This window comes from uncultured Granulicatella sp. (assembly GCF_938030755.1).
GTDB lineage: Bacteria > Bacillota > Bacilli > Lactobacillales > Aerococcaceae > Granulicatella.
Genome location: NZ_CALHIF010000024.1, coordinates 1 through 26,336, shown reverse-complemented (window position 1 = coordinate 26,336; position 26,336 = coordinate 1). Strand labels below are relative to the sequence as shown.

Below are 26,336 nucleotides of genomic sequence, written 5' to 3'. Positions count from 1 at the left end.
TTCCTCTTTTTCTGCCGCTTCCATGTCCGCATAGGAATCGGATTCGGTTCACTGTGCCATATTTCCTTTCGCCATGACAATTCTTTTTTCCATGCTTACGCTTCAGAATCATTATATCCAAGCGCCAATCAAGCTACAAGTACATTGCACATATTTTTCTCCTAAAAACGGGTCCCCAAGGAAACTTCATCGGCGTACTTCATCGTCTCATCTTTGCATATTTCCCTATATAAAGATAAAATATAAAATCATAACGCAAAGAAAGGAGAACTCAATGGGAAACCAAACGAAAACATGGCATGTCATTCCAGCAGTAGTCGCAACAGCGATTATGAGTTTTTGTGGCGTGTTGATTGAAACTGCAATGAACGTTACCTTCCCAACACTAATGACAGAATTCAATACGGATTCTTCAGGGATTCAATGGGTAACAACTGGATACTTACTGGCTATTGCCATTGTCGTGCCAATTACGGCTTATTTAACACGAAACTACACGATTCGCCAACTCTTCTTGGCAGCAAACCTTTTATTTATTGGTGGAGTCTTAATTGACTGTATTTCACCAAACTTAGTAATTCTATTACTCGGTCGCTTTATGCAGGGGATTGGAACAGGGATTGCACTGCCACTAATGTTCCATATCGTATTGACAAAAGTACCTTTACACCAACATGGAACAGTCATTGGGATTGGATCGATGACAACAGCACTAGCACCACCAATTGGACCAACATTTGGTGGGGTTGTCTCAAGTGCATTTGGATGGCGTGCGATTTTCTTCGCTTTGATTCCATTCTTAGTTTTCTCGTTAGTGATGGGGCTTTGGGCGATTCCGACAGAAGACTCACCGAAGAAACAACCTTTTAACTTCATGGCGTTTGTGACATTAGGAATTGGACTTGCTAGCTTACTGATGGCGATTGAACATTTATCAGTCCTCTATCTTGGAGTAGTGGTTGTAGCTTTTGCGGCGTTCTTCTACTTTAACCGAGAAAATGCACTCTTGTCGTTCAAACCGTTCAAGTTTGCGACTTTTAATGCAACATTATATATCGTTTTGGCTTTCCAAGGAATCGTACTAGGATTATCCTTTATTTATCCAAACTTCATTCAATTGGCGTGGGGAGAAACAGCCACAGTGGCTGGGCTCTTTATGTTCCCTGGGGCTACGATGGTTGCGGTATTATCTGTTGTGTCGGGTCGTTGGTATGATAAATCAGGTCCGTTGAAACCAATTTTAACAGGTTTAGTGTTTGCGGTTGTTGGAGGAGTATTCATTAGTCTATTCTTCCCGCATTTAACCATCTATCCTTTATTAGCGCTAAATGTTATTTTTATGACGGGAATCGGTTTTGTAATGGGAAGTAATGTAACCTATTCGTTAGCGCAACTAAATTCTGATATTCAAGCAGATGGTAATAGTATTGTGAATACTTTGCAACAGTTCACTGGTGCGATTTCAACAACGATTATCGCTCGAATTTTTAGCTCATTTGATTCAAACTTAGTAACAGCAGGACAAACAAGTATTATTTTTGTTACGACACTTGCAGTTATTGCACTTATTGTTTTCTTGTGGATCTATCCGCAAACACAAAAAAGTAAATAAAACATATGGCAACCTTGAAAAAGGTTGTCTTTTTTTTAAAACTTTTCATATGAAATAGAAAGAAGACTATAGTACAATGGATAGACATGTGAAAGGAGAGAAAAATGTATTTAATAAAGAAATTATCGTGGTTTTTTAAATTAGAGTGGAAACGATATACGATTGGAATTATCGCGTTGTCGCTAGTGAGTGTCTTCAATCTCATTCCGCCAAGAGTTATTGGGGAAGTGGTGGATTCCATTGACCTTAAGACGCTAACAACGTCGTCTTTACTGTGGAACCTATTGTTGTTACTCCTTTCAGCAGTAGCCATGTACGGTCTTCGCTTTGTATGGAGACTCTTCATTTTCGGAACTGCAAACTCGTTAGGCCAGAGATTGAGAAATCAATTATACGAACACTTTACAAGTATGTCTCCAAGCTTTTATCAAAAGTACCGCTCTGGAGACTTAATGGCACATGCGACCAATGACGTGTATGCGGTGGTCATGACTGCAGGTGGAGGCGTGATGTCGGCTGTCGATGCCTCCATTACAGCATTAGTGACGCTGGCGACGATGTTCTTTATGCTCGATTGGCGAGTGACACTGGTTGCCATTATTCCGTTACCACTACTTGCGATTGCGACGAATATTGTAGTTCGTGCAGAACATAAAAGTTTTGAAGAGTCTCAGGAAGCTTTCTCACTACTCAACAACCATGTGAATGAGAGTGTTTCTGGGATTAAAGTGACGAAATCATTTGGATATGGAGAAAAAGAAACAGCGTCATTTTGGAAAACGAACCAAGATGCGTGGGAAAAGAATAACCACGCTGCGAAATATAATAATCTGTTTGATCCAATCGTTTTGATTTTCGTGGGGCTCAGCTACTTAATTAGTTTGGGATATGGTGGATATTTAATCCAACATGGTGAATTCACGGTTGGGGAAATGATTACCTTTATGACGTATTTAGATATGCTAGTATGGCCACTTCAAGCCATTGGTTGGCTCCTAAATGTCGGTCAACGTGCAAGCATCTCGTATCGCCGTATTGAAAAATTAATGGAAGAAACAAGCCAAGTCGAAGAAAATCCACAGGCCCTTCCAATTACAGAAGCGCGTGAGATTGATGTCGATATTCACAACTTCCGATACGAAGATGTGCCAACATTAAAAGATGTCGCATTTAGCCTTCGTCAAGGGCAAACGCTTGGGATTGTAGGTCCAACTGGTTCAGGAAAATCAACGCTCTTAAAATTATTCCTTCGTCAATATGATGCAGGAAAAGAAGAGATTTTAATGAATGGCCACTCGATTCAAGACTATCGTATTCAAGATTTGCGTACGCTAATGGGATATGTGCCTCAAGAGCAAATTTTATTTGCGATGTCGATTAAAGACAATATTCGTTTTGGAAATCCGATGCTTTCTGACGAAGCCGTTATCGAAGCTACTAAAATCTGCGGACTGTATGACGATATTATGGCGATGCCTGAAGGGTTCGATACTTTGATTGGAGAGAAGGGTGTGCTTTTATCAGGCGGTCAAAAGCAACGTCTATCGATGGCACGCGCGCTTGTAGTGAATCCAGAAATTCTAATGTTGGATGATTCGTTATCGGCTGTCGATGCGAAAACCGAGCATTTAATCTTAGAAAACTTGAAACGTGAACGTAGTGACAAAACGACAATGATTACAGCGCACCGTCTATCCGCGATTGTGCATGCGGACCTTATCATCGTGCTCCAAGATGGATGTATTGTTGAAAAAGGAACGCATGAAGAATTAATGGCGCTTTGTGGCTGGTATGCCAAAACTTACGACCGTCAACAGCTCGAAGCGACACTTGAGGAAGGGGGAAGTGCAGTTGAACATGAAGACCTTTAATCGACTCATCGCCTACTTATGGCGTTATAAGAAGTCGAGCACGATTGCGATTTTATTTATCCTCTTATCCAGTGTGACTGCAACGGTAATTCCGCTGATTGCTCGTTATTATATCGATACGTATATTGATAATGGTGTATGGAATGAAGGGTACTGGATCCTGATTGTTTACTACTCACTATTCTTGCTACGTGTTCTACTTACGTATATCGGAACCTATGCTTTTAGTTATGTATCCAATAGTGTTGTTCGTGATTTACGTCAAGAGGCCTTTACTAACATGCAAAAACTCAATATGACGTATTTCGATACAACACCAGCAGGAGCTATCGTGTCGCGTTTAACCAACGATACACAGGCAGTTAGCGATATGTTTAGTTCGATTTTCTCGACGTTTTTAAGCACCATATTTATTGTAGTGGCTACATTATCTGCGATGTTTAGTATGAATGTTGGACTTACGTTTTTAATGGTTCTGTTTATTCCGGTGATGTTTGCATCCGTTAAAATTTATAATCATTTATCTCACAGCGTGATTCGTAAGACGCGTGAGAAGCTTAGCGAGATTAATGTGAAGCTAGCAGAGAGTATTGATGGCATGAAGATGATTCAGGCATTCAACCAAGAAGAACGTTTAAGAAAAGAATTCGAACAAATTAACGAGGAACATGTGCAATTCTCGAATCGTTCGATTAATGTGAATAGTCTGTTCCTTCGTCCAGCGATGTCGCTATTAAAGCTTGTTGCCTATGCGGTCATTATTTTATACTTTGGCCTTACTTGGGAAGTGGCTGGAGTGACAGCAGGGGTGATGTACGCCTTTATTCAATTCTCGAATCAGTTGTTTAATCCATTAATTGATGTGACGCAAAACTTTGCGATTATTCAAACGTCGATGATTGCGGCGACTCGTGTCTTTGAAGTCATCGATAATACCGATTATGAACCTGAACAACTTGGGAAGGTGACTGAGATTAAAGACGGGAAGATTGAGTTTAGAAATGTCACTTTCTCTTATGACGGCAAACGAAATGTACTAAAGAACATTAACTTTGTGGTGAATCCAGGAGAAACCGTTGCCTTTGTCGGTTCAACCGGGTCAGGAAAATCGTCCATCATGAACATCTTCTTACGATTTTATGATTTTAAAGAAGGGGAAATCTTGATTGATGAACTTCCAATTCAACACTATTCAAAAGAAGTGCTTCGCGATAAAATCGGACTTGTGCTTCAAGATCCATTCTTGTTCCACGGAACAGTGGCTTCCAATATTCGTATGTACCAAGATATCTCGGACGAAGAAGTGAAACACGCAAGCGAATTCGTAGATGCACATCATTTCATCGAACAACTTCCACAAGGATATGACTATAAAGTTTCTGAAAAGGGCTCAACGTTCTCAAGCGGTGAGCGTCAATTAATCGCCTTTGCACGAACGATTGCGGACAATCCGAAAATCCTTATTCTAGATGAAGCGACTGCTAATATAGATTCACAAACCGAAGAAGTCATTCAAACGTCTCTCAAGAAGATGAGAAATGGACGAACTACTTTAGCGATTGCGCACCGATTATCGACGATTCAAGATGCCAACCAAATCTTTGTGCTCGATAAAGGGGAAATTGTAGAAAGCGGAACGCATACAGAGCTTCTAGAAAAAGAAGGGCTCTATTATAAGATGTATCAACTCCAAGCAGGGATGATGCAAGAATAAAACAAATAGTAAAGACATAGCGAAGCGGTTCGTTATGTCTTTTTTATGAGTGTAACATTTTTGTTACGTAACATAATTGTTACATCCTTAGTTAATAAAGTCAGTTGTATCAAAAATGATACGTATCATTTTTGATACAAAAGCAGTTGAAAAAACTAAGTGTATCATCTGTAATAAGTATCATTCATGAACCATCTTGCATAAAAAAATACCTTTGAGAAAATTCTCAAAGGTATTTTGCGTTATTATCTACGGTTTTGTTTTCCAGCGTTTCTTCCACCTGGTTTGTTTTGGCGTTGCGCAAAAGTTTCTTGTTGTGTTACCTTTTGTGCTGGTTTACTTGGTGTCTTACGCTCCGGTAAAATTACATTATCATGATTTAACTCTTCATCAATTTGAGCTTTAATTTTTGGACGTAAGTATGTGTTTTGAATCCAAGATTGTAAGATTTGAATTAAAGCGGAAGCGAAGAAGTAAATACCAACCCCTGCTGGTGATTGGAAAGTCATCATAAACATCATTACTGGTAAAATATAGTTCATAGAACGACTTTGTTTCTTTGTTTCTTCATCCATTCCCATTTGACTTACGAGAGATTGAATGTAGTATAGGGCAGCGGTAGCGATTGCTAGTGGAACAAATTCTTTTCCAAGGGCAATTCCCATGAAGTCACTGCTTGAAATCTCGTTAGATAGCAAGATTGCATTATATAAACCGCTCCAAATTGGTAGGGTAATTAAGAGTGGAAGACATCCAGAACCAAGCCCGCCCATTAATGAGACGTTATTTAGCTTATATAACTCCATTTGTTCTTGTTGAATTTCTAGTTTTTCTTGAGGAGTCGCTGCTTGTTCTGCACGAGCAGTAATTTCTGCAATATATGGTTTCAAAACTGCCATCTTTTCTTGTTGGACAAGCATGGATTTCATTTGATGGAATTGTGTTGGCATTAATACCACACGGACTAGAACAGAAACGATAACAATCGCAATTGCGTAGTTTCCATTAAACATAGAAGCAATTTGATTTAGTAACCATTGTGTTGGAACGACTAGATACTCATAGAGCCATCCAACGGGTTGATGATCTGCATTATATTGCACGGTACATCCTGCTAATAGTAGTGGAAGAACAGTTGCAACGAAAAGCAGTTGAGTCTTTTTAGTAAGTTTCATAATCACTTTCCTTTTCATTTAATAACATGACTTATTTTACACGGGTTTCGTTGAAATAGCAATGTTCTTTATATAATTTCAAATTTTGCATAAAGAGGGGCGTCTAACAAGGTACATTCTTCGTATCGGTCGACGCGTCCGTACGGAGAAGTGGATGCTTTTACACGTTCGATAAAGTGATAAACAGTGTCTGCCTCGCCTTGAGCCACGGTTAAGACAGAACCATCCATTTTGTTTTGAACAGTACCAGTTATATCTAATTGAATAGCGAGTTGTTGTGTGAAGAAACGGAAGCCAACACCTTGAACTCGTCCCCAGACGCGAATTTGTCGAGTAATCATGGAAATTCCTCCTCAAATAATGATTTATTTGTCATCTTTATGAAACAAGATTACCATGATTTCCTAAAATTTGGTATACTAAGATACGAGGTGAAAACATGTTTAAAGTGATTGAAACAGCTGGTCATGATGAACCATGGTGGTTTTTTGAAGACTGGGAAAAGATGATTGTTTCGACAGAAGAATTTGATGAGATCGAAGATGCTCTTTGTGCCTATCAGTCTCTCTATCAAAAATTTGAGAAAAACTATCCAGAAAAACGTGAGAAAGGGTCTTGTTCCGTTGCTTTCTGGAATTGTAATGAAACAGATTATTGTGTTCCTTGTGAATGTGACCTTCAGATTTTTCATGGAATTATGATCGTTGATGAAAAAAATCAATTAGTAGAGTTGAAAGGAGAAGAACGTGGCTAAACAAACAAAGAAAAAAACGTCTAGAAGTAAAAATTCTCAAAACGCCAATCCTTTATTATCTATAGAAGCGTTAGCGGTATTTTTGATTGTCTATTGTTTATTAGCAATATTCCAATTGGGATTCTTGGGTAAATTTTTTGCGAATGTTATACGTTTCTTTATAGGAGATTTATTTGTGTTCGGCGGAATTTGTGGAATTCTTGCCGGATTCGGAATGCTCTTTAGAGGACGGATGCCTAAAATTATTTGGAGATGGACGGTTGCAGCAATTTGCTCAAGTATTGCGTTGCTCCTATTTGTGTCTGTAATGACCTATAGTAGTTTTACAAGTTCGGGTTCTCCTTTATTTCAAGAGATGATGAACCGATTTATGGTTGATTTTACATCCAATACGATTTCTCAAAATCTTGGGGGAGGCTTCTTTGGAACACTTCTATATGCGGGGACTTATTTCCTTGTATCGCAATGGGGCACTTATCTATTAGTATTCTTACTCCTTGTATGTAGTGCTTTACTTATTTTTGATATTCATTTAAGTGATGTGATGAATTTTGTTCGAACACATATATCTAATCTTTCTCAAAAAATTGCTGAGAAAAAAGCAGAAAAAGAGGTCAAACAAAAATCGCTTGAAGAAGAGGAGTTATATACTCCAAATGAAGACAGTAATCCAATTGATTCTTCGCCAGTAGAAGAACCAAATAAGGAAGAACGAAAAGAACATTCCTTAATAAACCGAATGAAAGATGCCTTCTTTGATGATTATGAAGATGAATCAATGGTAGTTGCGGATCAGGAATTTAATGAACCTGAATATAGTGAGCCAGTAGTCTCTCCAAATCCAGTTTCACCAGTGACACCAGTAGTTTCAAGTCCGTCGTCATTCTCTTCTAAACCAGAAGCAAACTCTCATCAAGAGGAAGCAGAGTTTGAGGATGATGGGGAAGATATTGGAGACTTAGCAATGGGTGGTGAGGAAAATGATGAAGATTATCAATTACCACCAGTGACCTTACTGAATCCAGTTCAACAATCGGACCAATCGAATGAACGTACGATTGTGGAACGAAATATGCGTATTTTAGAGCGTACGTTTGCAAGTTTCGGGGTGGATGCTAAAGTCATGCCAAACCCAATGCTAGGACCAGCCGTTACAAAATACGAAATTCAACCAGCAATCGGTGTAAAGGTAAGTAAGATTGTGAACTTGAGTGATGATATAGCTCTAGCTCTTGCTGCCAAAGATATTCGTATCGAAGCTCCGATTCCAGGAAAACCATATGTAGGGATTGAAGTTCCAAATAGCCAAACAAGTTTTGTATCCTTTAGCGATGTCATTCAATCAGCGATTCAATCTCCAAAACCTTTAGACGTACCATTAGGAAGAGATATCTCCGGGAATGTTCGTCTTTGCGATATTACGAAAATGCCGCATATGTTAATTGCCGGTTCAACCGGTTCGGGTAAATCCGTATGTATTAACGGCATAATCACAAGTATTTTAATGAAGACGAAGCCTCATGAAGTGAAACTGATGATGATTGATCCGAAGATGGTAGAGTTGAATGTGTATAATGGCATTCCACATCTATTAACTCCGGTTGTAACGAACCCTCGTAAAGCCGCTCAAGCTTTACAAAAAGTAGTAGCTGAGATGGAAAAACGTTATGAATTATTCGCTTCAATGGGAATGCGTAATATCGATGGGTATAACGCTCATGTCGAACAATATAACCGCGAAACAGGCGAAAATAATCCAAAACTTCCTTATATTGTCGTGATTGTAGACGAATTGGCGGACTTAATGATGGTTGCAAGTAATGAAGTAGAAGATGCGATTATTCGTCTTGCGCAAATGGCTCGTGCTGCCGGAATCCATATGATTCTTGCAACACAACGTCCATCTGTTGACGTTATTACAGGGATTATTAAAGCCAATGTTCCATCTCGTATCGCCTTTGCGGTATCCAGTGGTACAGACTCTCGTACCATTATCGATGCCAATGGTGCTGAGAAACTTCTTGGACGCGGGGATATGCTGTATATGCCAATGGGTGAAAATAAACCAATTCGTGTACAAGGTGCATTCTTAACGGACGAAGAAGTCGAACGTATCGTTGATTTCGTGAAGAATCAGCAAGAAGTTGAGTATGATGAAGCGATGATGCCTTCTGAAAATACAACTTCTTCTGGTGGTAGTGAACCTGAAGACGAACTATTCTACGAAGTGATTGAATTATTAAAAGAACAAGAAACGATTAGTACTTCCTACTTACAAAGAAGATTCCGTATCGGATTTAACCGTGCAGCACGAATGATTGATGATTTAGAAGCACGTGGTTATGTCGGTCCTGCAGATGGAAGCAAAGGAAGAAAAGTGAATGTTCATGTTTTCAGTGAAAACAATGCTTCCGAAACCACTGAAACAAATGCTTAGAAATGTAAAACACGAACATTTTTAAATGAAAACACCTCCAATAGAAAGATTTATCTTGATTTTCATTTTATTTATGATAGAATGACTGTAGTAAATCATTTATTGGAGGTTTTTTATTGTGAAAATTAAGAAGAGTTTAGCTTTATTCGCTTTATCTATTGGTGCAAGTGCTGTATTAGCAGCATGTGGTGGTTCTTCTACCAACTCATCTTCATCATCAAATGCTTCAAACTCAGGTTCAAATGATAATTTTAAAGCCGTTATGGTTTCAGATACTGGTGGTATTGATGACAAATCTTTCAACCAAGGTGCTTGGGAAGGTTTGTTAGAATGGGGTAAAAACAATGGTGGTAAGACAAAAGGCAATGGAGTAGATTACATTCTTTCTAAGTCAGAATCTGATTACACAACTAACCTCAATACTGCAGTGTTAAACGAATATAATATTATTTTTGCTATCGGATTTAAATTACAAAAAGCTGTTGAAGAAGCAGCAAAAGCAAATCCAGAAGCACACTTTGCAATCATTGATAGTGTGGTAGAACAACCAAACGTAGCTTCTATCAACTATAGAGACCAAGAGGCTGCTTTCCTAGCTGGGGTTGCGGCTGGTTTAACTACAAAAACAAATAAAGTTGCTTTCATCGGTGGAATGCACGGACCAGCTCTTGACAAATTCGAAGCAGGATTCAAAGCTGGTGTTAAAGCTGTAAATCCAAATGCAACTGTTGAAATTCAATATGCTGAATCATTCTCTGATGCAGCAAAAGCTAAATCTTTAGCAGAAGCTATGTACGCTTCAGATTTCGACGTTATCTATGCGGCAGCAGGTGGTGCTGGTTTAGGTGTGTTTGCAGCAGCTAAATCGATCGTAGAAACAAATCCAGATCGTAAAATTTGGGTAATCGGTGTAGACCAAGATCAACAAGCAGAAGGTAAAGTCAACGATTCTCGTAATGTAACTTTAACTTCAACTTTAAAAGGTGTTAAACAAGCATTAATGAAATTTACGGATGATGCTGCTAAAGGAAACTATCATGGTGGAGAACAAGTAGTATACGGATTATCAGATGATGGTGTTGGATTAACAGACGGCCAATTAACAGAAGAAGTTAAGGCAAAAGTTGCTGAGTATAAGAAAGCAATCATCGAAGGAAAACAAGAAGTTCCTGCGAAACCTTAATAAGATATAACGATTAAAATGAGAGGAGTAGGAGTTGAAGAGAATGAATGTTCCTTCACTCCTACTTTTTTATACATAGATCATTTATGAGGTGAGAAGAGTGGTACAAGATACATTTGTGATTGAAATGAAAGGAATCACGAAGAAGTTTGGAGATTTTGTTGCGAATAATCAAATTGATTTAACCTTAAAGAAAGGCGAAATTCATGCGTTATTAGGAGAAAATGGAGCAGGAAAATCTACCTTAATGAATATTCTTTCTGGATTATTAGAACCTACAGAGGGAGAAATTAAAGTCAATGGCGTTCCAACGAAAATTGATTCTCCAAATACAGCGAACCGTTTAAAAATTGGGATGGTTCACCAACACTTTATGCTAGTGAAGAAGTTTTCAGTGGTTGAGAATATTATTTTAGGGAAAGAACAAACTAAATTCGGATTTATCAACAAAAATGCTGTTAAAGAAGAAATTTTGGAATTGTCTAAAAAGTATCACTTAGTAGTGGATCCGGACGCTAAAATTGAAGATATTTCTGTAGGGATGGAACAAAGAGTGGAGATTCTTAAAACGCTCTATCGTGGGGCAGATATTTTAATCTTCGACGAACCAACAGCGGTATTGACGCCACAAGAAATTGAAGAATTGATTTTAATTATGAAGCAATTGACGAAAGAAGGAAAATCGATTTTTCTAATCACTCATAAAATTAAAGAAATTCAAGCGGTAGCTGATCGTTGTACTGTTATTCGTCGTGGAAATGTGATTGGGACAGTAGAACTGGGAAGTGTTTCAGATCAGGAACTAGCAGATATGATGGTTGGACGATCTGTTTCCTTTAAAACGGAAAAAGAAGCTGCAAATCCAACGACTGATGCACTTGTGATTAAGAATTTAGTTGTAAAGGATAGTCGAGGAATTAATGCGGTAAACGGTCTAAATTTATCAGTTCGTCACGGTGAAGTGGTTGGTATTGCTGGGGTCGATGGAAATGGTCAAACAGAATTCATTCAGGCTCTTGCAGGTTTAAGAAAAATTGAAGAGGGTTCAATTGAATTAAATGGAAAAGATTTAACACATCTGCCAACAAGACAAAGAACTGAAACGGGACTAGGACATATTCCAGAAGACCGTCATAAACATGGGCTTGTATTACAAATGGGATTAGATGAGAACATTGGAATTCAAACATATTATAAGGAGCCTCTCTCTAAAAATGGATTCCTCAATAAAAAAGCATTTGTCGATTTGGCAGAACGCTTAATTGAAGAATTTGATGTTCGTACACCAAGTCCTACTATTTCGGCTGGGTCCCTTTCAGGAGGAAATCAGCAAAAAGCGATTATTGCTCGAGAAATCGATCGAGACCCAAGTTTATTAATTGCAGCACAACCAACGAGAGGATTGGATGTTGGCGCTATTGAATATATCCATAAACGCCTTATTGAACAAAGAAATAAAGGGAAAGCAGTTTTGCTAATGAGCTTTGAACTAGATGAAATTTTAAATGTAGCGGACCGAATTGCCGTTATGTATGAAGGCAAAATTGTGGATGTATTAGACACTAAGGAAACAAACGAAACAGAATTAGGATTATTGATGGCGGGTTCTACAAGAGAACAAGTAAGAGCCATGAAACAGGAGGAGTTATAAAATGAAAGGTGCGAGTTATAAAAAAGTCCTTATTCCTGTCCTTTCAGTTGTTTTAGGGCTATTAGTAGGGGCCATTATTATGGCGGTATTTGGGTTTGATCCTGTTAAAGGTTATTCAGCTCTTTTAAAAGGTTCTCTTGGAAAACCATTTTATATTGGTGAAACTTTAAGACAGGCCACTCCACTCATTCTTGTTGCGTTAGGATTTGCATTTGCGAGTTATGCAGGGTTCTTTAATATCGGGGTAGCTGGTCAAGCATTGATGGGGTGGTTTGCTTCTGTTACAACAGGACTTCTTTTCCCTGATTTACCTAAAATCGTATTACTTCCTTTATGTATTCTTGTAGGGATGCTCGCAGGGGCTTTATGGGCAGGAATTGCGGGTTATTTAAAAGCTTACTTCAATACGAGTGAAGTTATTGTGACGATTATGTTGAATTATACTGCATTGCATATTGTGAATTATGTGATTCGTGAAGTTCTAACTGAAAAAGCAGAAATTACTGAATCCGTTCCAGAAGCCGCTAGCTTAAAAATGTCTTTCTTATATCAATTAACGAGCAAATCTACCTTACATGGTGGAATCTTCATTGCAATAGCTGCTGTGTTTGTTGTCTGGCTTTTAATGAATAAGACAACAACCGGGTTTGAATTGAAAACAGTAGGGCTAAATAAAAACGCGGCCGAGTATTCCGGTATGAGCGCTAAAAAAACGATTATTTTAGCAATGTTAATCTCTGGTGGTCTTGCAGGTCTTGGAGGAGTTATGGAAGGATTAGGAACATTCCAACATGCATTTGCTTCTGAAAGCTTACCAAGTATTGGATGGGATGGAATGGCGGTAGCGCTATTAGGTCTAAGTAATCCATTTGGAATCTTATTCTCTTCATTAGTATTTGCAATTTTACGGATTGGTGGAATTTCCATGCCGCTACTTGCAAAAATTCCAACGGAGGTTGTTTCAATTGTAGTTGCCTTTATTATTTTCTTCGTTGGGGCGAACTATTTAATGCAAGTGATTGTCGATAAATTTCCAAGTTTTGGGAAAAGAAAGGGGTAAATAGATATGGATTTAGTCACACTATTACAAGTAATTGTCGGAAATATGCTTATCTATTCAACGCCTCTTATTTTAACTGGACTTGGTGGTGTATTTTCTGAAAGAAGTGGGATTGTTAATATTGGTCTTGAAGGAACGATGGTTATAGGTGCTTTTGCATCTGCAGTTTTCAACCTAGCATTTGCACCACAATTGGGCGCATGGACACCTTGGGTAGCGCTCCTTGTTGCGGCACTTGCTGGAGCATGCTATTCGGTGATTCACGCTGTAGCTACTGTTTACTTACGTGCAGATCATATTATTTCAGGAACGGTGTTAAACTTACTTGCACCCGCTTTAACCGTATTTTTATGCAGACTTTTGTATAACGAACTCGGACAAACGGAGATTATTACGAACTACTTTGGGAAGACGACAATCCCAGTTCTTAGTTCGATTCCTATCATCGGTCAAATCTTCTTTACAGACACTTTCCTTTTAGCATATTTAGCAATTGGGTTAGCCTTTATTTGTTCGATGATTTTAAATAAAACAAAATTTGGATTACGTCTACGTTCGGTTGGGGAACATCCTCAAGCAGCTGATACATTAGGAATTAATGTTTATCATATGCGTTTTGCAGGAGTATTAATCTCAGGGTTCTTAGCAGGGATTGGAGGAGCTATTGTTGCTCAATCGATTACACTGAACTTCTCTGCGACAACCATTGCGGGTCAAGGGTTTATTGCAATGGCAGCGATGATCTTTGGTAAATGGAATTCTGTGAGTGTGATGTTATCCGCTTTACTCTTTGGTCTTGCTCAAAGTTTAGGGGTTATCGGAAACTACATTCCAGTTATTAAAGATATTCCTTCAGTAGGCTTGACGATTGCTCCATATTTGATTACTATTATTGTATTGGTAGGATTCATTGGTAAATCTGAAGGGCCAGCTGCGAACGGAAAAAACTACGTTAAATCAAAATAATAATGAAACTGCTTTTAATTTGGAGTTGAATCTTGTTAAAAGCAGTTTTTTAATGAGAAGGGGTTATAAATGAAAAGACTAGTCACTTTAATGATTGCTATCCTTGCAATGGTAGCTATTTTATTTGGAGTAAAAAATATTATTCAAAACAAAGAGGCAAAAGAAGAATTGAGTTCTTCTTCAGAACAACAACAATTGTTCCTATTTAACTGGGGGAATTATATCGACCCAGAATTAATCAAAGAATTTGAAGCAGAAACTGGAATTCAAGTGGTATATGAAACATTTGATTCCAATGATGCGATGGAAGCTAAATTGAAACAAGGTGGAACTAGATACGATCTAGTTTTTCCAAGTGAATCAAGTATTACCAAATTAGTAAATCAAAATTTACTTCAAAAATTAGACCATTCAAAGATTAAAGGACTAGAAAATATTTCTTCTTTCTTATTAAATAGTCCCGTTGATCAAGGAAATCAATACACGATTCCTTATTTCTGGGGAACGGTTGGGATTATGGTGAATACGAAGTACATCGATCCCGAAAGTATCCAATCATGGGGAGATTTATGGAAAGAAGAGTTTAAAAACAAACTTCTTGTATTGGATGGAAATCGTGAAGCATTAGGGATGGCTCTCCAATCCTTGGGCTATTCATTAAATTCAAAGGATGAAACTGAATTAAAAGCAGCTGAGGAAAAATTAAAACAATTAAAACCAAATGTTCGCGCAGTTCTCAATGAAGAAATTAAAACCATGATGAAACTTGAAGAAGCTCCGATTGGGATGGGTTATTCAGGAGATGCAGCTGCAGTAGCTGAAGAGAATAAAAACGTCCAATATATTTTACCAAAAGATGGAAGTGCTGTTTGGACAGATAATTTTGCAATTGCCCACACAGCAGTGAATATTGAAGGGGCATATGCCTTTATTAACTTTATGTTACGTCCAGAAAATGCTGCTAAAAATGCTGAATTTGTTGGGTACGCAACTCCAAATGAAAAAGCCAAAGAGTTGATGGCCCCAGAAGTAACTTCAGATGAGACGTTCTATCCGTCAGAAGAAGTTATCCAATCTTTGGAACATTATGAGTTCTTAGGAAATGAATGGATAACAAAATACAATGAAGCCTTTTTAGATTTCAAGATGGAGTTATAGTATGCACTATTATTTAAAAAGTAAGAATATCTTTATTGGCGATACAAATGAAGCAGTACCTGCGACTTTAGAAATCAAAGATGGCGTGATTGTGAACCGATTGGATTACAATACTACTCTAGTAGGGGAAGTTATCGATGTAGGGGATCAATTAGTGACTCCAGGTTTTATAGATGCGCATGTTCATTTATATTTGTCTGCCTTAATCCATTTAGGGAAAATGAAAGCTGTGGGGGGAGCCTCTATTGATGAAGTGGTCACACAAGCGGAATCCATTCCTGAATATAATGGTTGGAAGATTGGAATTGGTTGGTATGCAAGTGATTTTGGACAGCAAATTTTGCCAACGAAAGAAGACCTTGATAAAGCTTCAAAGACAATTCCTATTTGTTTAATTGCAGGGGATGCTCATACGATTTGGTTTAATTCAAAGGCGCTAGAAATACTCGAATTAACACCAGAAGCTATTCCACAAATCATTGGTGGAGAAGCAGTTTTAAGAAACGGCAAGCTTACAGGAGTATTTCTTGAAGCAAAAGCCATCTATTATTTATCAAAAGTATTATCTGTTTATAAAAACGATGAAGAACAGGCATTAAAGAATTATATGTCATACTTAAACCAAATGGGTGTGACGGCAGTTGGGGACGTAGCCTTAACGGGGGAGAGTCCTGATGATATTGTATATCCTGAGCTTTACGCAAAAGTGGAAAAAGAGGCCACAGTACGTGTAAGCTTCTTCCCAGCGATGCGCGAGGCAGTAGAACAAAACCGTGAACTGTACAAAAAATACCGTTCCAAAATGCTTCAAATGGGTGGTGTAAAGCAATTTTATGATGGAGTGACAAGTTCGCATACCGCTTATTTAAAAGAACCGTATCCGATGCCATTTTTTGAAGGAGACGTCGGTGGGCCACTCTTAACAGAAGAAAAGATGGAACGCCTAACGCTTCTTGCCAATAAAGAAGGATGGCCTATGAGAATTCATACGGTAGGCGATAAAGCCATTGCTTTAACGCTTCAAAATTTTAAAAAGGCACAAGAAGAAACTCCATTTGACGCACCATATAAGTTCAATACGATTGAGCATTTAGAAGTGATGGATCCTATAGACCTTCCATTAACGGCTCAATCTTCCCTCATTGTTTCTGTTCAACCAAGTCATTTATTAGTCGGATATGAAACTTTAGATGAAGAAGTTGGAGCAGAGCGGGCGCGTCATATGTTCCCGTTCAAATCCTTCATAAAAGAAGGTGCGACGCTTGGTTTTGGGACGGATACGCCAGTGGTATTAAATGTGACTCCTTTTGAAACTATGTTTAATGCAGTAGCCCGTCAAACTAAAAAACAGATACCGAAACCATGTTTAATGCCAGAACAACGTATTTCTATTGTTGAAGCATTAAAGGCGCATACCAGTGGTGCCGCTAAAGCATTAAGTCGATTAGATATCGGAACGTTGGAAGTAGGCAATTTGGCCGATTTTGTCGTTTTAGATAGAAATATTGTTGCAAGACATCCACAAGACTTATTAAAAGTGGAAGTAGTAGCAACCTATGTAAACGGAAAATGTGTTTTCAAAAAGTAGTTCATAAGCTAGATAGAGCCTTCTATCTAGCTTTTTTCATATATTTGCAGCTGAATAGTTTTCTTTCAAAATTGTTGTTTTTATGAAAATGAAAAAATTAAAATCCCTTTGTTATCATAATGTAAGCACTAATAAATTTGAAGATAGTTTGAATTTCAAAATAAATTACAAAAAATAGTTTGACAGTCAAAGTAAAAAATAATATACTTTGAACATCAAATGATTTGATATTCAAACAAAAGGAGAAAATCTTTTATGGAACCAACTCTAGAGACCATAAACGGGTACTTGGTGGACGTCTTTAACCAAATGCTCGACATTGAAGAATCTTCGCTGGCGCAAAGCCAATTTAATGATTTATCCATTAAAGAGATGCATGCCATTGAAGCGATTGGAATGTATAGCGAACATACGACAACGGAAGTCGCTAATAAATTGAATGTTACTGTTGGGACGCTAACAGTTGCAGTAAATGCATTAGTCAAAAAAGGCTACGTGGTTCGTTTGAAGAGCGAAGCCGATCGAAGAATTGTAATTTTAGGTCTGACCAAGAAAGGTCGCTTACTTTATCGTCTTCATCGTAAATTTCATGAAAAATTAGTTTTAAAAACAATTGAAGGAATGAACGCTGAAGAAATGGCAGTTCTTGTGAAGGGACTTCATAATTTATATGATTTCTTACACGAGGCTGTACTAGCAAATCAAGAAGGGAAGTAGACATTGTGGGGGTTCAAGTGATAGCGACAAGTTCCTATCTCCCAACGTCCGTGATCACAAATGATGACTGGGCGAAACGAGTAGATACTTCTGATGAATGGATCGTAAAGAGAACAGGAATCAAAACCCGATATTGGGCAAAAGAACAGACAACAAGTGATTTAGCGACAATAGCCGCAAAACGCTTAGTTGAAAAGAGTCAGATTAATCCTGAATCTATTGAATTTATCATTGTAGCAACGATGACACCTGATGCAGCAAGTCCTTCTTGCGCGTCTCTTGTACAAGGAGCTATCGGAGCAACGAATGCTTTTGCATTCGATGTGAGTGCAGCTTGTAGTGGTTTTGTATATGCATTGTCTACTGGACTAAAGATGTTAGAACACGGACAAAGAAAATACGGAATCGTTATCGGAGCAGAAACGATGCTTAGTTCACTCGATTGGGACGATCGATCGACAGCAATTCTCTTTGGAGATGGTGCTGGAGCTGTTCTTTTACAAAAAGATGAAGAGCCATTTTTTTTGGCGGAAACATTACAAAATGATGGACAGAAATCTGAGGCATTAGTCGCTGGAAAAAGAATGACAAATCAAACAGTTTCAACCATGACAATGGATGGTCGAGGCGTTTATGAATTAGTCAGCAAAACTGTTCCAGTCAATATCCAAGATACTTTACAAAAGTCTGGATATACTGCTGACGATATTGATTTGTACTTGTTACATCAAGCAAATCGTCGTTTAGTCGAACAAGTGGCTAAGAAATTAAAACAACCGATCGAAAAATTCCCAATGAATATCGATCATGTTGGAAACACTTCGGCTGCAAGTATTCCGATTTTATTTAATGAACTCGTAGAAAATGGAACATTAAAAATCGGAGAACATAAAAAAATTCTTCTATCAGGTTTTGGCGGTGGCCTTGCCTGGGGAAGCATCACAATCACATTATAATTTTTAAAATATTGGAGGAAAACACAATGACATTTGAAAAAATTCAAGCAATTATCGTAGATCAATTAGGTAAAGAGGAAGAAGAAGTACAATTAACTACTCGTCTTAAAGATGAATTAGACGCAGATAGCTTAGATTTATTCCAAATCATCAACGATATCGAAGATGAATTCGATGTGAAAATCGATACTGAAGAAGGTCTAGAAACGGTTAAAGACTTAGTGAACTACGTGGATAAACAATTAGCTGAAAAATAATCACAAAAAAGGATGGTAACACATGAAATCAAGAATCTGCGAAATGATTGGAATTGAATATCCGATTATCCAAGGAGGAATGGCATGGGTTGCAAATCCTGCGCTTGCAAGTGCTGTGTCTAATGCTGGCGGTCTAGGAATCGTTGCATGCGGACATGCTCCTGGCGAAGTCGTTAAAGGATTTATTGAAGAAATGAATCGTTTAACAGATAAACCTTATGGTGTAAATATTATGCTATTAAGTCCATTTGTTGATGAAGTAGTGGATGTTGTCTGTCAGGCTGGCGTTAAAGTGGTTTGTACTGGTGCTGGTAGTCCTGGCAAATACATGGCGAAGTTTAAAGAAGCTGGTATCACAGTTATTCCAGTAGTTGCTTCGGTTGCTTTAGCAAAAAGAATGGAAAAAGAAGGAGCAGACGCTATTGTAGTAGAAGGAATGGAAGCTGGTGGACACATTGGTAAGTCCACAACTATGGCTCTATTACCTCAAGTAGTAGATGCAGTGAGTGTACCAGTGATTGGTGCAGGTGGTATCGGAGATGGTCGTGGAATGGCAGCTGCTTTAATGTTAGGTGCTGATGCGGTTCAACTAGGAACAAGATTTTTGGTTTCTACTGAGTGTACTGCACATGACAACTTTAAAGCTTCTGTTTTAAAGGCGAAAGATATCGATACTGTTATTACTGGACAAATTACAGGTCACCCAGTTCGAGTTTTACGTAATAAATTAACGAAGATTTATCTTCAAGCGGAAAAAGAGGAAACTAGTAAAGAAAATCCGGATTTTGAACGTTTAGAAGAGATCGGACGTGGTGCTTTACGTAGAATCGTAGTGGAAGGAGATACTCAAATGGGATCAATGATGGCTGGACAAATTGCTGGTTTAATCTCAAAAGAACAAAGCTGTTCAGAGATTATTCAAGAATTGATGGCCGAATCTCATGAAGTCATCCAGAAAGAACTTGCACGTTTTTAATTAAATGAAAAAAGGGAATGGTGAAATATGCTTATTTAGCATATTTCCACCATTTTTTTACAGCGCAATAGGAGGAAACTCATGAAAATCGCATTTTTATTCCCGGGTCAAGGAAGTCAAAAAGCACAAATGGGCTTAGAAATTGCTGAGCACTTCGAGGTGGCTAAAGCTGTTTTTGAAGAAGCAAGTAACATTCTACCCTATCGTGTGACGGACATTATTTCAGAAGAGCCTGCTACACGTATCAACCAAACTGAATATACGCAACCGTTGTTATTAACGGTTTCTCATGCGTTAACAAGCGTCTTAGAACAAGAAGGAATCACACCGGATGTGACGGCTGGTTTATCTCTTGGTGAATATTCAGCGCTTGTGGAAGCAGGAGTCCTTGATTTTAAGGATGTTTTAAAATTAGTCGCTAAACGTGGTCAATATATGCAAGAAGCGGTTGTGGAAGGTGAAGGGAAAATGGTAGCCGTTTTAGGCCTTGAAGACAATGTCATTGAAGACATTTGCCGTGAAGTTTCTACTCCTGAATCCCTTGTTGTTCCGTCAAACTACAACACACCAGGGCAATTAGTGATTGGTGGTCATGCAGATGCAGTTGATATTGCAAGCGAAAAATGTTTAGAAGCTGGCGCTAAAAGAGCTGTGCCACTAGTAGTATCTGGCCCTTTCCATACACCATTAATGAAAGAAGCGAAAGTTCGTTTTGCTCCTGAAATGGAAGCGGCAGAGTTACACGAAAGTAAATGCCCTGTATTAAGCAATACGCTTGGCACACCACATGAAGGCGTACCTTCAAAAGACGTTCTCTGTGATCAAATTACGAATGCCGTAAAATGGAAACAAAATGTAGAGTGGATGCTTCAAGATGGCGTAGAGGTCTTTATTGAAGTAGGTCCTGGAAAAACATTGACGCAAATGGTGAAACAAATTGCTAAAGCAAAAGGTGCTTCTGTTCAATTATTCCAAACAGATAGCCTTAAAGCAATGTCAGAAACCATTGAAAAAGTAAAGGAACTGAAAGGATAACGAAATGAAATTTAAAGATAAAACAGTTGTTGTAACAGGTAGCCGTCGTGGGATTGGTCTTGGAATCGCATTAGAATTTGCCAAACTTGGTGCTAATGTTGTTTTAAACGGTACTCGTGAAATTGATGTAGAAACACTTGCTCAATTTGATGCTTATCCTGGTGAAGTGATGACATTTGTTGGAGACGTTTCGAAATTCGACGTAGCTGAAAGCTTTATTAACGAAGTAAAAGAGCGTTTTGGACGCATCGACGTGTTAGTCAATAACGCTGGAATTACGCGTGATGGTTTATTAATGCGTATGAGTGAATCTGATTTTGACGATGTAATGAACATCAACTTAAAAGGATACTTCAATATGATTCGTTTTGCGACTCCAGTTTTCGTAAAACAAAAATCAGGAAGTATTATTAACATTACAAGTATCGTTGGGGTTACTGGAAATGCAGGTCAAGCAAACTATGCTGCAAGTAAAGCCGGAATCATTGGTTTAACAAAATCTATTGCTAAAGAAATTGGTTCTCGTGGGATTACAGTAAATGCTATTGCTCCTGGATACATCGATACAGATATGACACAAGCATTACCTGAAAAGATTCGTAATGAGTGGGAAAAACAAATCCCAGTACGTCGTTTTGGTACAGTAGAAGACATTGCTGAAGCATGTGTGTTCTTAGCGGAAACAAAATACGTTACAGGACAAGTGTTAAACGTTAACGGCGGATTATACATGTAATCTCTTAAAGGAGGAAAACAATGAATCGAGTAGTAATTACAGGAATGGGAGCCATCACTCCTTTAGGAAATGATGTAGCTAGCTTCTGGGAAGGCCTTAAAGAAGGCAAGAACGGAATTGCTCCAATTACAAAATTTGATAAAAAAGATTTAGATGTTTATGTGGCTGCTGAAGTGAAAGACTTCGATGCTACAAAATACATGGATCGTAAAGAAGCAAAACGAATGGATTTATTCTGTCAATACGGACTTGCAGCAGCAATGCAAGCGGTAGAAGATAGTGGGATTACTCCAGAAAATACAGACTACAACCGTTTTGGTGTTATGGTGGGTTCTGGTATCGGTGGGTTAACCGTAATGGAAAGCCAAATCATCAAAATGCATGACAAAGGTCCAACTCGTGTAGCTCCATTATTTGTTCCAATGGCTATCGGTAATATGGTCGCAGGGAACATCTCAATGAAGATTGGTGCACGTGGTGTATGTACGTCATTAGTAACTGCTTGTGCAACAGGAACTCATGCCATCGGGGAAGCGTTCCGTAACATTAAACATGGTTACTCCGATGTTATTTTAGCCGGTGGTGCGGAAGGTTCTATTTGTGAAATCGGAATTGCAGGTTTTGCGGCTTTAACAGCTCTTTCAAGCAGCGAAGATCCAAATGCAGCTTCATTGCCATTTGACAAAAAGCGTGGCGGATTTGTAATGGGTGAAGGAGCAGGGGTTCTTGTTCTTGAAAGCCTAGAACACGCACAAAAACGTGGTGCTAAAATTTATGCAGAAGTCGTTGGATATGGTGCAACAGGAGATGCTTATCATATGACAGCTCCAAATCCTGACGGAAGCGGTGCTGGTAAAGCCATCTTACAAGCCATCGAGGAAGCAGGAGTAACTCCAAGCGAAGTGGACTATGTGAATGCTCACGGAACAGGTACTCCAGCAAACGATTCTGCTGAAACAACTTCAATTCGTTATGCATTAAAAGAAGCAGCGGATAAGGTTCATGTGTCTAGTACAAAATCAATGACTGGTCACTTATTAGGAGCTGCAGGAGCAATTGAAGCAATTGCTTGTGTGAAAGCTGTTGAGGAAGATTTTATTCCACCAACGATTAATGTTACAGAGCAAGATGAAGCTTGTGATTTAGATGTAACTCCAAATGTTGGTATCGCAACGAAAGTAGAAGTAGCGATCAGTAATTCACTTGGTTTCGGAGGACATAATGCCGTTATCTGTGTGAAGAAATGGAAGGATTAATACATGAATGTAGAAGAAATTAAAGAACTAATGGCTTTGTTCAATGAATCAAACATGACGGAGTTTCATTTATCAAACGAAGAGTTCGAAGTGCAATTTAGTAAACGTGAGGAATACCCTCAAGTCGTTTCTAATGCTGTTGCACCTGTTGCAAATGTGGCTAGTCCAGTGGAAGCAGCACCAGTGAGTGTCTCTTCTTCTGCTGAAACTCAAGAAGCACCACAAGTCGCAACCGACGCCAAATACATTACAAGTCCAATCGTTGGGGTGGTTTACTTACAATCTTCACCAGATGCAGATCCATTTGTACAAGTGGGTAAACAAATCACTTCAAACGACACTGTATGTATTGTCGAAGCAATGAAAATCATGAATGAAATTAAGAGCGACTTCAACGGTGAAGTGGTGGAAGTCCTTGTAGAAAACGGCCAAATGGTTGATTTTGGACAAAAATTATTTGCGATTCGCTAAACCCAATTTTAGGAGGAAATAAAGATGAACATTATGACTGTAACTGACGTAGCTGAGTTAATTCCTAACCGTTACCCAATTTTATATATTGACCGTGTTGATGAATTAGTACCAGGTGAACACGTTGTGGCACGTAAAAACGTGACATTTAACGAAAGCTTTTTCCAAGGACATTTCCCTGGTGAACCTGTAATGCCTGGTGTGTTAATCGTTGAAGCATTAGCACAAGCTGGATCAATTCCATTATTAAAATTAGATTCTTTTAAAGGAAAAACTGCTTACTTAGGCGGATTAAACAATGTTAAATTCCGTCAAAAAGTAACTCCAGGAGATGTGTTAACACTTCAAGTGGATATCGTAAAATTAAAAGAATATGCTGGAATCGGTAAAGGCGTTGCTTATGTCGATGGTAAGAAAGTTGCAGAAGCTGAATTAACCTTTATTATTGGACGTTAAGCCTATGTTTAATAGAGTACTAATCGCAAATCGTGGAGAGATTGCTTGCCGCATTATTCGAGCTTGTCGTGAGTTAGGGATTGAATCGGTAGCAGTCTATTCCCAAGCGGATAAAGATGCTCTTCATGTACAATTAGCAGACCACGCTGTCTGTATTGGCCCAGCTGCTTCAAAAGATTCTTACTTAAACGTAGAAAATATTTTAAGTGCGGCTGTGACTACTGGCGCACAAGCAATCCATCCAGGATTTGGATTTTTATCTGAAAATGCGAAATTTGCTAAAATGTGTGCCGAATGTCAAATAACTTTCATCGGACCTTCTAGTGAAGTTATTTCTCAAATGGGAGATAAAGCAGAAGCACGTAAACAGATGATTGCTGCAAATGTTCCAGTTATACCAGGAAGCGATGATGTAGTGCCAACTATAGAAGAAGGAATTGAACTGGCTAAGCGAATTGGATTCCCTCTGTTAATCAAAGCTGTCGCAGGTGGTGGAGGAAAAGGAATCCGTCGTGTGGAATCTGTTGAAGAATTTGAACATCAATTTGTCACAGCTCGACAAGAAGCCTTACAAGCCTTTGGAAATTCAGATGTGTACATGGAAAGAATCATTTATCCTGCAAAACATATTGAAATACAAATCCTAGCGGATCAACATGGAAATGTAGTCCATCTTGGAGAGCGTGATTGCTCACTTCAAAGAAAAAATCAAAAAATCATTGAAGAAGCTCCAAGTCCTTCTCTTTCTTCTCAACTTAGAAGAGATATGGGAGAGGCAGCTGTCAGAGCTGCTAAGGCAGTAGGGTATCAAAATGCAGGGACCATCGAGTTTCTTGTAGATGAGGACAAACACTTCTATTTCATGGAAATGAATACCCGAATTCAAGTGGAACATCCTATTACAGAAATGATTACGAATGTGGATTTAGTCCAACAGCAAATCAAAATTGCTTCTGGAGAAGAGCTTCCATTTACACAAGAAGATATTACTTTTCAAGGACATGCCATTGAGTGTCGTTTAAATGCTGAAAATCCATTTGAAGGGTTCCGTCCTTCTCCAGGGAAGGTAACGTTCCTTCATCAACCTGTTGGTGGAATGGGCGTTCGTATTGAATCTGCTCTATACACTGGCTATCAAATTCCACCTTTCTATGATTCGATGTTAACGAAGTTGATTGCACATGGCAAGACACGTGAAGAAGCGATTCTAAGAATGAAACGCATGTTATTTGAATTAGTAGTAGAAGGTGTAGATACCAACCAGGAATTTGTGGAAGATTTACTAGATTCTTCAGCATTCAAACGCGGTGATTATACAACCGCTTATGTTGAATCGGAATTTTTGAAACATTGGAATCAGCCTAAAGAGAATTAGAATGATTTAGTAAAGGAGTGATTAGATGGGTCTGTTTAAAAGACGATCGTATATCACCATCAATCGTATAAAAGTAGACTTGTCTGAGCAGCCTGAGTTACCTACTGTACCAGATGGAAAATGGATTAAATGTCCTGGTTGTGGTAAGACCGTCTACAAAGAAGATTTAGGAGCGCTTAAAGTTTGTCCAAATTGTGATGGACATTTTAGAATTAGTGCTGCAGAACGTTTAGCAATTACAGTTGACAGATTCGAAGAACTTTTTGAAGATGAAAAACCAAAAGTGAATGTGGCCTTCCCAGGGTACGAAGCGAAATTAGAAAAAGCAGCAAAGGTTGCTAAAGAAAATGAAGCTGTTACTGTTGGGATTGCTACCATCGGAGAAGAGAGCTTCATTTGCTGTGTCATGAATTCATTTTTCATGATGGGTTCAATGGGACAAGTTGTCGGTGAAAAAATCACCAAGGCTTTTCAGGAAGGAATCAAACGCCAATTGCCAGTAGTTATTTTTACTGCTTCTGGGGGAGCTCGAATGCAAGAAGGAATTTTTTCTCTGATGCAAATGGCTAAAATTTCTGGGGCGGTTGAAGAACATCACCAAGCAGGATTATTTTATTTAACCGTATTAACGGATCCGACAACTGGTGGTGTAACAGCAAGCTTCGCGATGCAAGGAGACATTATACTTGCTGAACCTAAAGCCATCGTTGGATTTGCAGGGAAGAGAGTTATTGAACAAACAATGAATCAACAACTTCCTGATGATTTCCAAACAGCGGAAACCGTTCTAGAGCAAGGTTTTATTGATGCAGTGATTCATCGTAAAGAGATGAAAAAAACAATTCATAAACTTCTTGTACTTCATAGAAAGGAGTCAAATGCATGAAACCGATGAAAATTGTTTCGTTGGCTCGTGATGTGAAACGTCCAAC

At 38.6% G+C, this 26,336-nt stretch carries 24 protein-coding genes; 22 read left to right on the top strand and 2 right to left on the bottom strand.

What is annotated here, in order from left to right:
• Positions 1–274: 274 nt before the first annotated feature.
• The 3 genes from Q0594_RS02745 to Q0594_RS02735 all read left to right on the top strand — a co-directional run bounded on the left by Q0594_RS02745 (position 275) and on the right by Q0594_RS02735 (position 5,197).
• Entirely contained in the window at positions 275–1,612 is a 1,338-nt protein-coding gene (locus Q0594_RS02745) for an MFS transporter (protein WP_298729490.1), read from the top strand.
• A 104-nt stretch (positions 1,613–1,716) separates the two neighbouring features.
• Entirely contained in the window at positions 1,717–3,483 is a 1,767-nt protein-coding gene (locus Q0594_RS02740; RefSeq protein WP_298729489.1) for an ABC transporter transmembrane domain-containing protein, read from the top strand.
• On the top strand, positions 3,470–5,197 hold the full coding sequence (locus tag Q0594_RS02735; protein ID WP_298729491.1) for an ABC transporter ATP-binding protein: 1,728 nt from the start codon (positions 3,470–3,472) through the stop codon (positions 5,195–5,197). The genes Q0594_RS02740 and Q0594_RS02735 overlap by 14 nt, the downstream gene beginning before the upstream one ends.
• Positions 5,198–5,442: 245 nt before the next feature.
• On the opposite strand, the gene yidC is transcribed toward Q0594_RS02735, so the two are convergent.
• Both yidC and Q0594_RS02725 read right to left on the bottom strand, forming a co-directional pair.
• Positions 5,443–6,372: a membrane protein insertase YidC gene (gene yidC / locus Q0594_RS02730; protein WP_298729488.1), complete on the bottom strand. Its 930-nt coding sequence runs from the start codon at positions 6,370–6,372 to the stop codon at positions 5,443–5,445.
• A 68-nt stretch (positions 6,373–6,440) separates the two neighbouring features.
• On the bottom strand, positions 6,441–6,713 hold the full coding sequence (locus Q0594_RS02725; protein ID WP_298729487.1) for an acylphosphatase: 273 nt from the start codon (positions 6,711–6,713) through the stop codon (positions 6,441–6,443).
• Between the two features lie 98 nt (positions 6,714–6,811).
• Here Q0594_RS02725 and Q0594_RS02720 point away from each other — a divergent pair, with 98 nt between their 5' ends.
• The 19 genes from Q0594_RS02720 (at position 6,812) to accD (ending at position 26,290) form a co-directional block, all read left to right on the top strand.
• Positions 6,812–7,126 carry a DUF1033 family protein gene (locus Q0594_RS02720; RefSeq protein ID WP_298729486.1) on the top strand — a complete coding sequence of 105 codons (315 nt, stop codon included), beginning with the start codon at positions 6,812–6,814 and terminating at the stop codon, positions 7,124–7,126.
• A complete protein-coding gene (locus Q0594_RS02715; protein WP_298729485.1) occupies positions 7,119–9,563 on the top strand; it encodes a DNA translocase FtsK in 2,445 nt (814 codons plus the stop codon). The genes Q0594_RS02720 and Q0594_RS02715 overlap by 8 nt, the downstream gene beginning before the upstream one ends.
• Positions 9,564–9,681: 118 nt before the next feature.
• On the top strand, positions 9,682–10,746 hold the full coding sequence (locus Q0594_RS02710) for a BMP family protein (RefSeq protein ID WP_298729484.1): 1,065 nt from the start codon (positions 9,682–9,684) through the stop codon (positions 10,744–10,746).
• 100 nt (positions 10,747–10,846) lie between these two features.
• Complete coding sequence (locus Q0594_RS02705) at positions 10,847–12,397, top strand: ABC transporter ATP-binding protein (protein ID WP_298729483.1); 1,551 nt, start codon at positions 10,847–10,849, stop codon at positions 12,395–12,397.
• Between the two features lies 1 nt (position 12,398).
• Positions 12,399–13,457, top strand: a complete 1,059-nt coding sequence (locus tag Q0594_RS02700) for an ABC transporter permease (protein ID WP_298729482.1) — start codon at positions 12,399–12,401, stop codon at positions 13,455–13,457.
• Between the two features lie 6 nt (positions 13,458–13,463).
• Complete coding sequence (locus Q0594_RS02695) at positions 13,464–14,423, top strand: ABC transporter permease (RefSeq protein WP_298729481.1); 960 nt, start codon at positions 13,464–13,466, stop codon at positions 14,421–14,423.
• A gap of 69 nt (positions 14,424–14,492) precedes the next feature.
• Positions 14,493–15,581, top strand: coding sequence for a spermidine/putrescine ABC transporter substrate-binding protein (locus Q0594_RS02690; protein ID WP_298729480.1), 1,089 nt, complete (start codon positions 14,493–14,495; stop codon positions 15,579–15,581).
• Between the two features lies 1 nt (position 15,582).
• Entirely contained in the window at positions 15,583–17,169 is a 1,587-nt protein-coding gene (locus Q0594_RS02685) for an amidohydrolase (protein ID WP_298729479.1), read from the top strand.
• 255 nt (positions 17,170–17,424) lie between these two features.
• Positions 17,425–17,886, top strand: a complete 462-nt coding sequence (locus Q0594_RS02680) for a MarR family transcriptional regulator (RefSeq protein ID WP_070436654.1) — start codon at positions 17,425–17,427, stop codon at positions 17,884–17,886.
• 17 nt (positions 17,887–17,903) lie between these two features.
• Positions 17,904–18,842, top strand: coding sequence for a beta-ketoacyl-ACP synthase III (locus Q0594_RS02675; protein ID WP_298729478.1), 939 nt, complete (start codon positions 17,904–17,906; stop codon positions 18,840–18,842).
• A gap of 26 nt (positions 18,843–18,868) precedes the next feature.
• On the top strand, positions 18,869–19,099 hold the full coding sequence (locus Q0594_RS02670; protein ID WP_298729477.1) for an acyl carrier protein: 231 nt from the start codon (positions 18,869–18,871) through the stop codon (positions 19,097–19,099).
• Positions 19,100–19,121: 22 nt separating this feature from the next.
• Positions 19,122–20,075 carry an enoyl-[acyl-carrier-protein] reductase FabK gene (gene fabK, locus Q0594_RS02665; protein ID WP_039848752.1) on the top strand — a complete coding sequence of 318 codons (954 nt, stop codon included), beginning with the start codon at positions 19,122–19,124 and terminating at the stop codon, positions 20,073–20,075.
• Positions 20,076–20,156: 81 nt separating this feature from the next.
• Positions 20,157–21,110, top strand: a complete 954-nt coding sequence (gene fabD / locus Q0594_RS02660; RefSeq protein ID WP_298729476.1) for an ACP S-malonyltransferase — start codon at positions 20,157–20,159, stop codon at positions 21,108–21,110.
• Positions 21,111–21,114: 4 nt separating this feature from the next.
• Complete coding sequence (gene fabG, locus Q0594_RS02655; protein WP_298729475.1) at positions 21,115–21,846, top strand: 3-oxoacyl-[acyl-carrier-protein] reductase; 732 nt, start codon at positions 21,115–21,117, stop codon at positions 21,844–21,846.
• 20 nt (positions 21,847–21,866) lie between these two features.
• Complete coding sequence (fabF, locus tag Q0594_RS02650; RefSeq protein ID WP_298729474.1) at positions 21,867–23,102, top strand: beta-ketoacyl-ACP synthase II; 1,236 nt, start codon at positions 21,867–21,869, stop codon at positions 23,100–23,102.
• A gap of 3 nt (positions 23,103–23,105) precedes the next feature.
• Positions 23,106–23,573: an acetyl-CoA carboxylase biotin carboxyl carrier protein gene (gene accB, locus Q0594_RS02645; protein WP_070444069.1), complete on the top strand. Its 468-nt coding sequence runs from the start codon at positions 23,106–23,108 to the stop codon at positions 23,571–23,573.
• Between the two features lie 24 nt (positions 23,574–23,597).
• Positions 23,598–24,029, top strand: a complete 432-nt coding sequence (gene fabZ, locus Q0594_RS02640) for a 3-hydroxyacyl-ACP dehydratase FabZ (protein ID WP_049554624.1) — start codon at positions 23,598–23,600, stop codon at positions 24,027–24,029.
• A gap of 4 nt (positions 24,030–24,033) precedes the next feature.
• On the top strand, positions 24,034–25,404 hold the full coding sequence (locus Q0594_RS02635; protein ID WP_298729473.1) for an acetyl-CoA carboxylase biotin carboxylase subunit: 1,371 nt from the start codon (positions 24,034–24,036) through the stop codon (positions 25,402–25,404).
• Positions 25,405–25,429: 25 nt separating this feature from the next.
• A complete protein-coding gene (accD, locus tag Q0594_RS02630; RefSeq protein WP_298729472.1) occupies positions 25,430–26,290 on the top strand; it encodes an acetyl-CoA carboxylase, carboxyltransferase subunit beta in 861 nt (286 codons plus the stop codon).
• Positions 26,291–26,336: the final 46 nt, after the last annotated feature.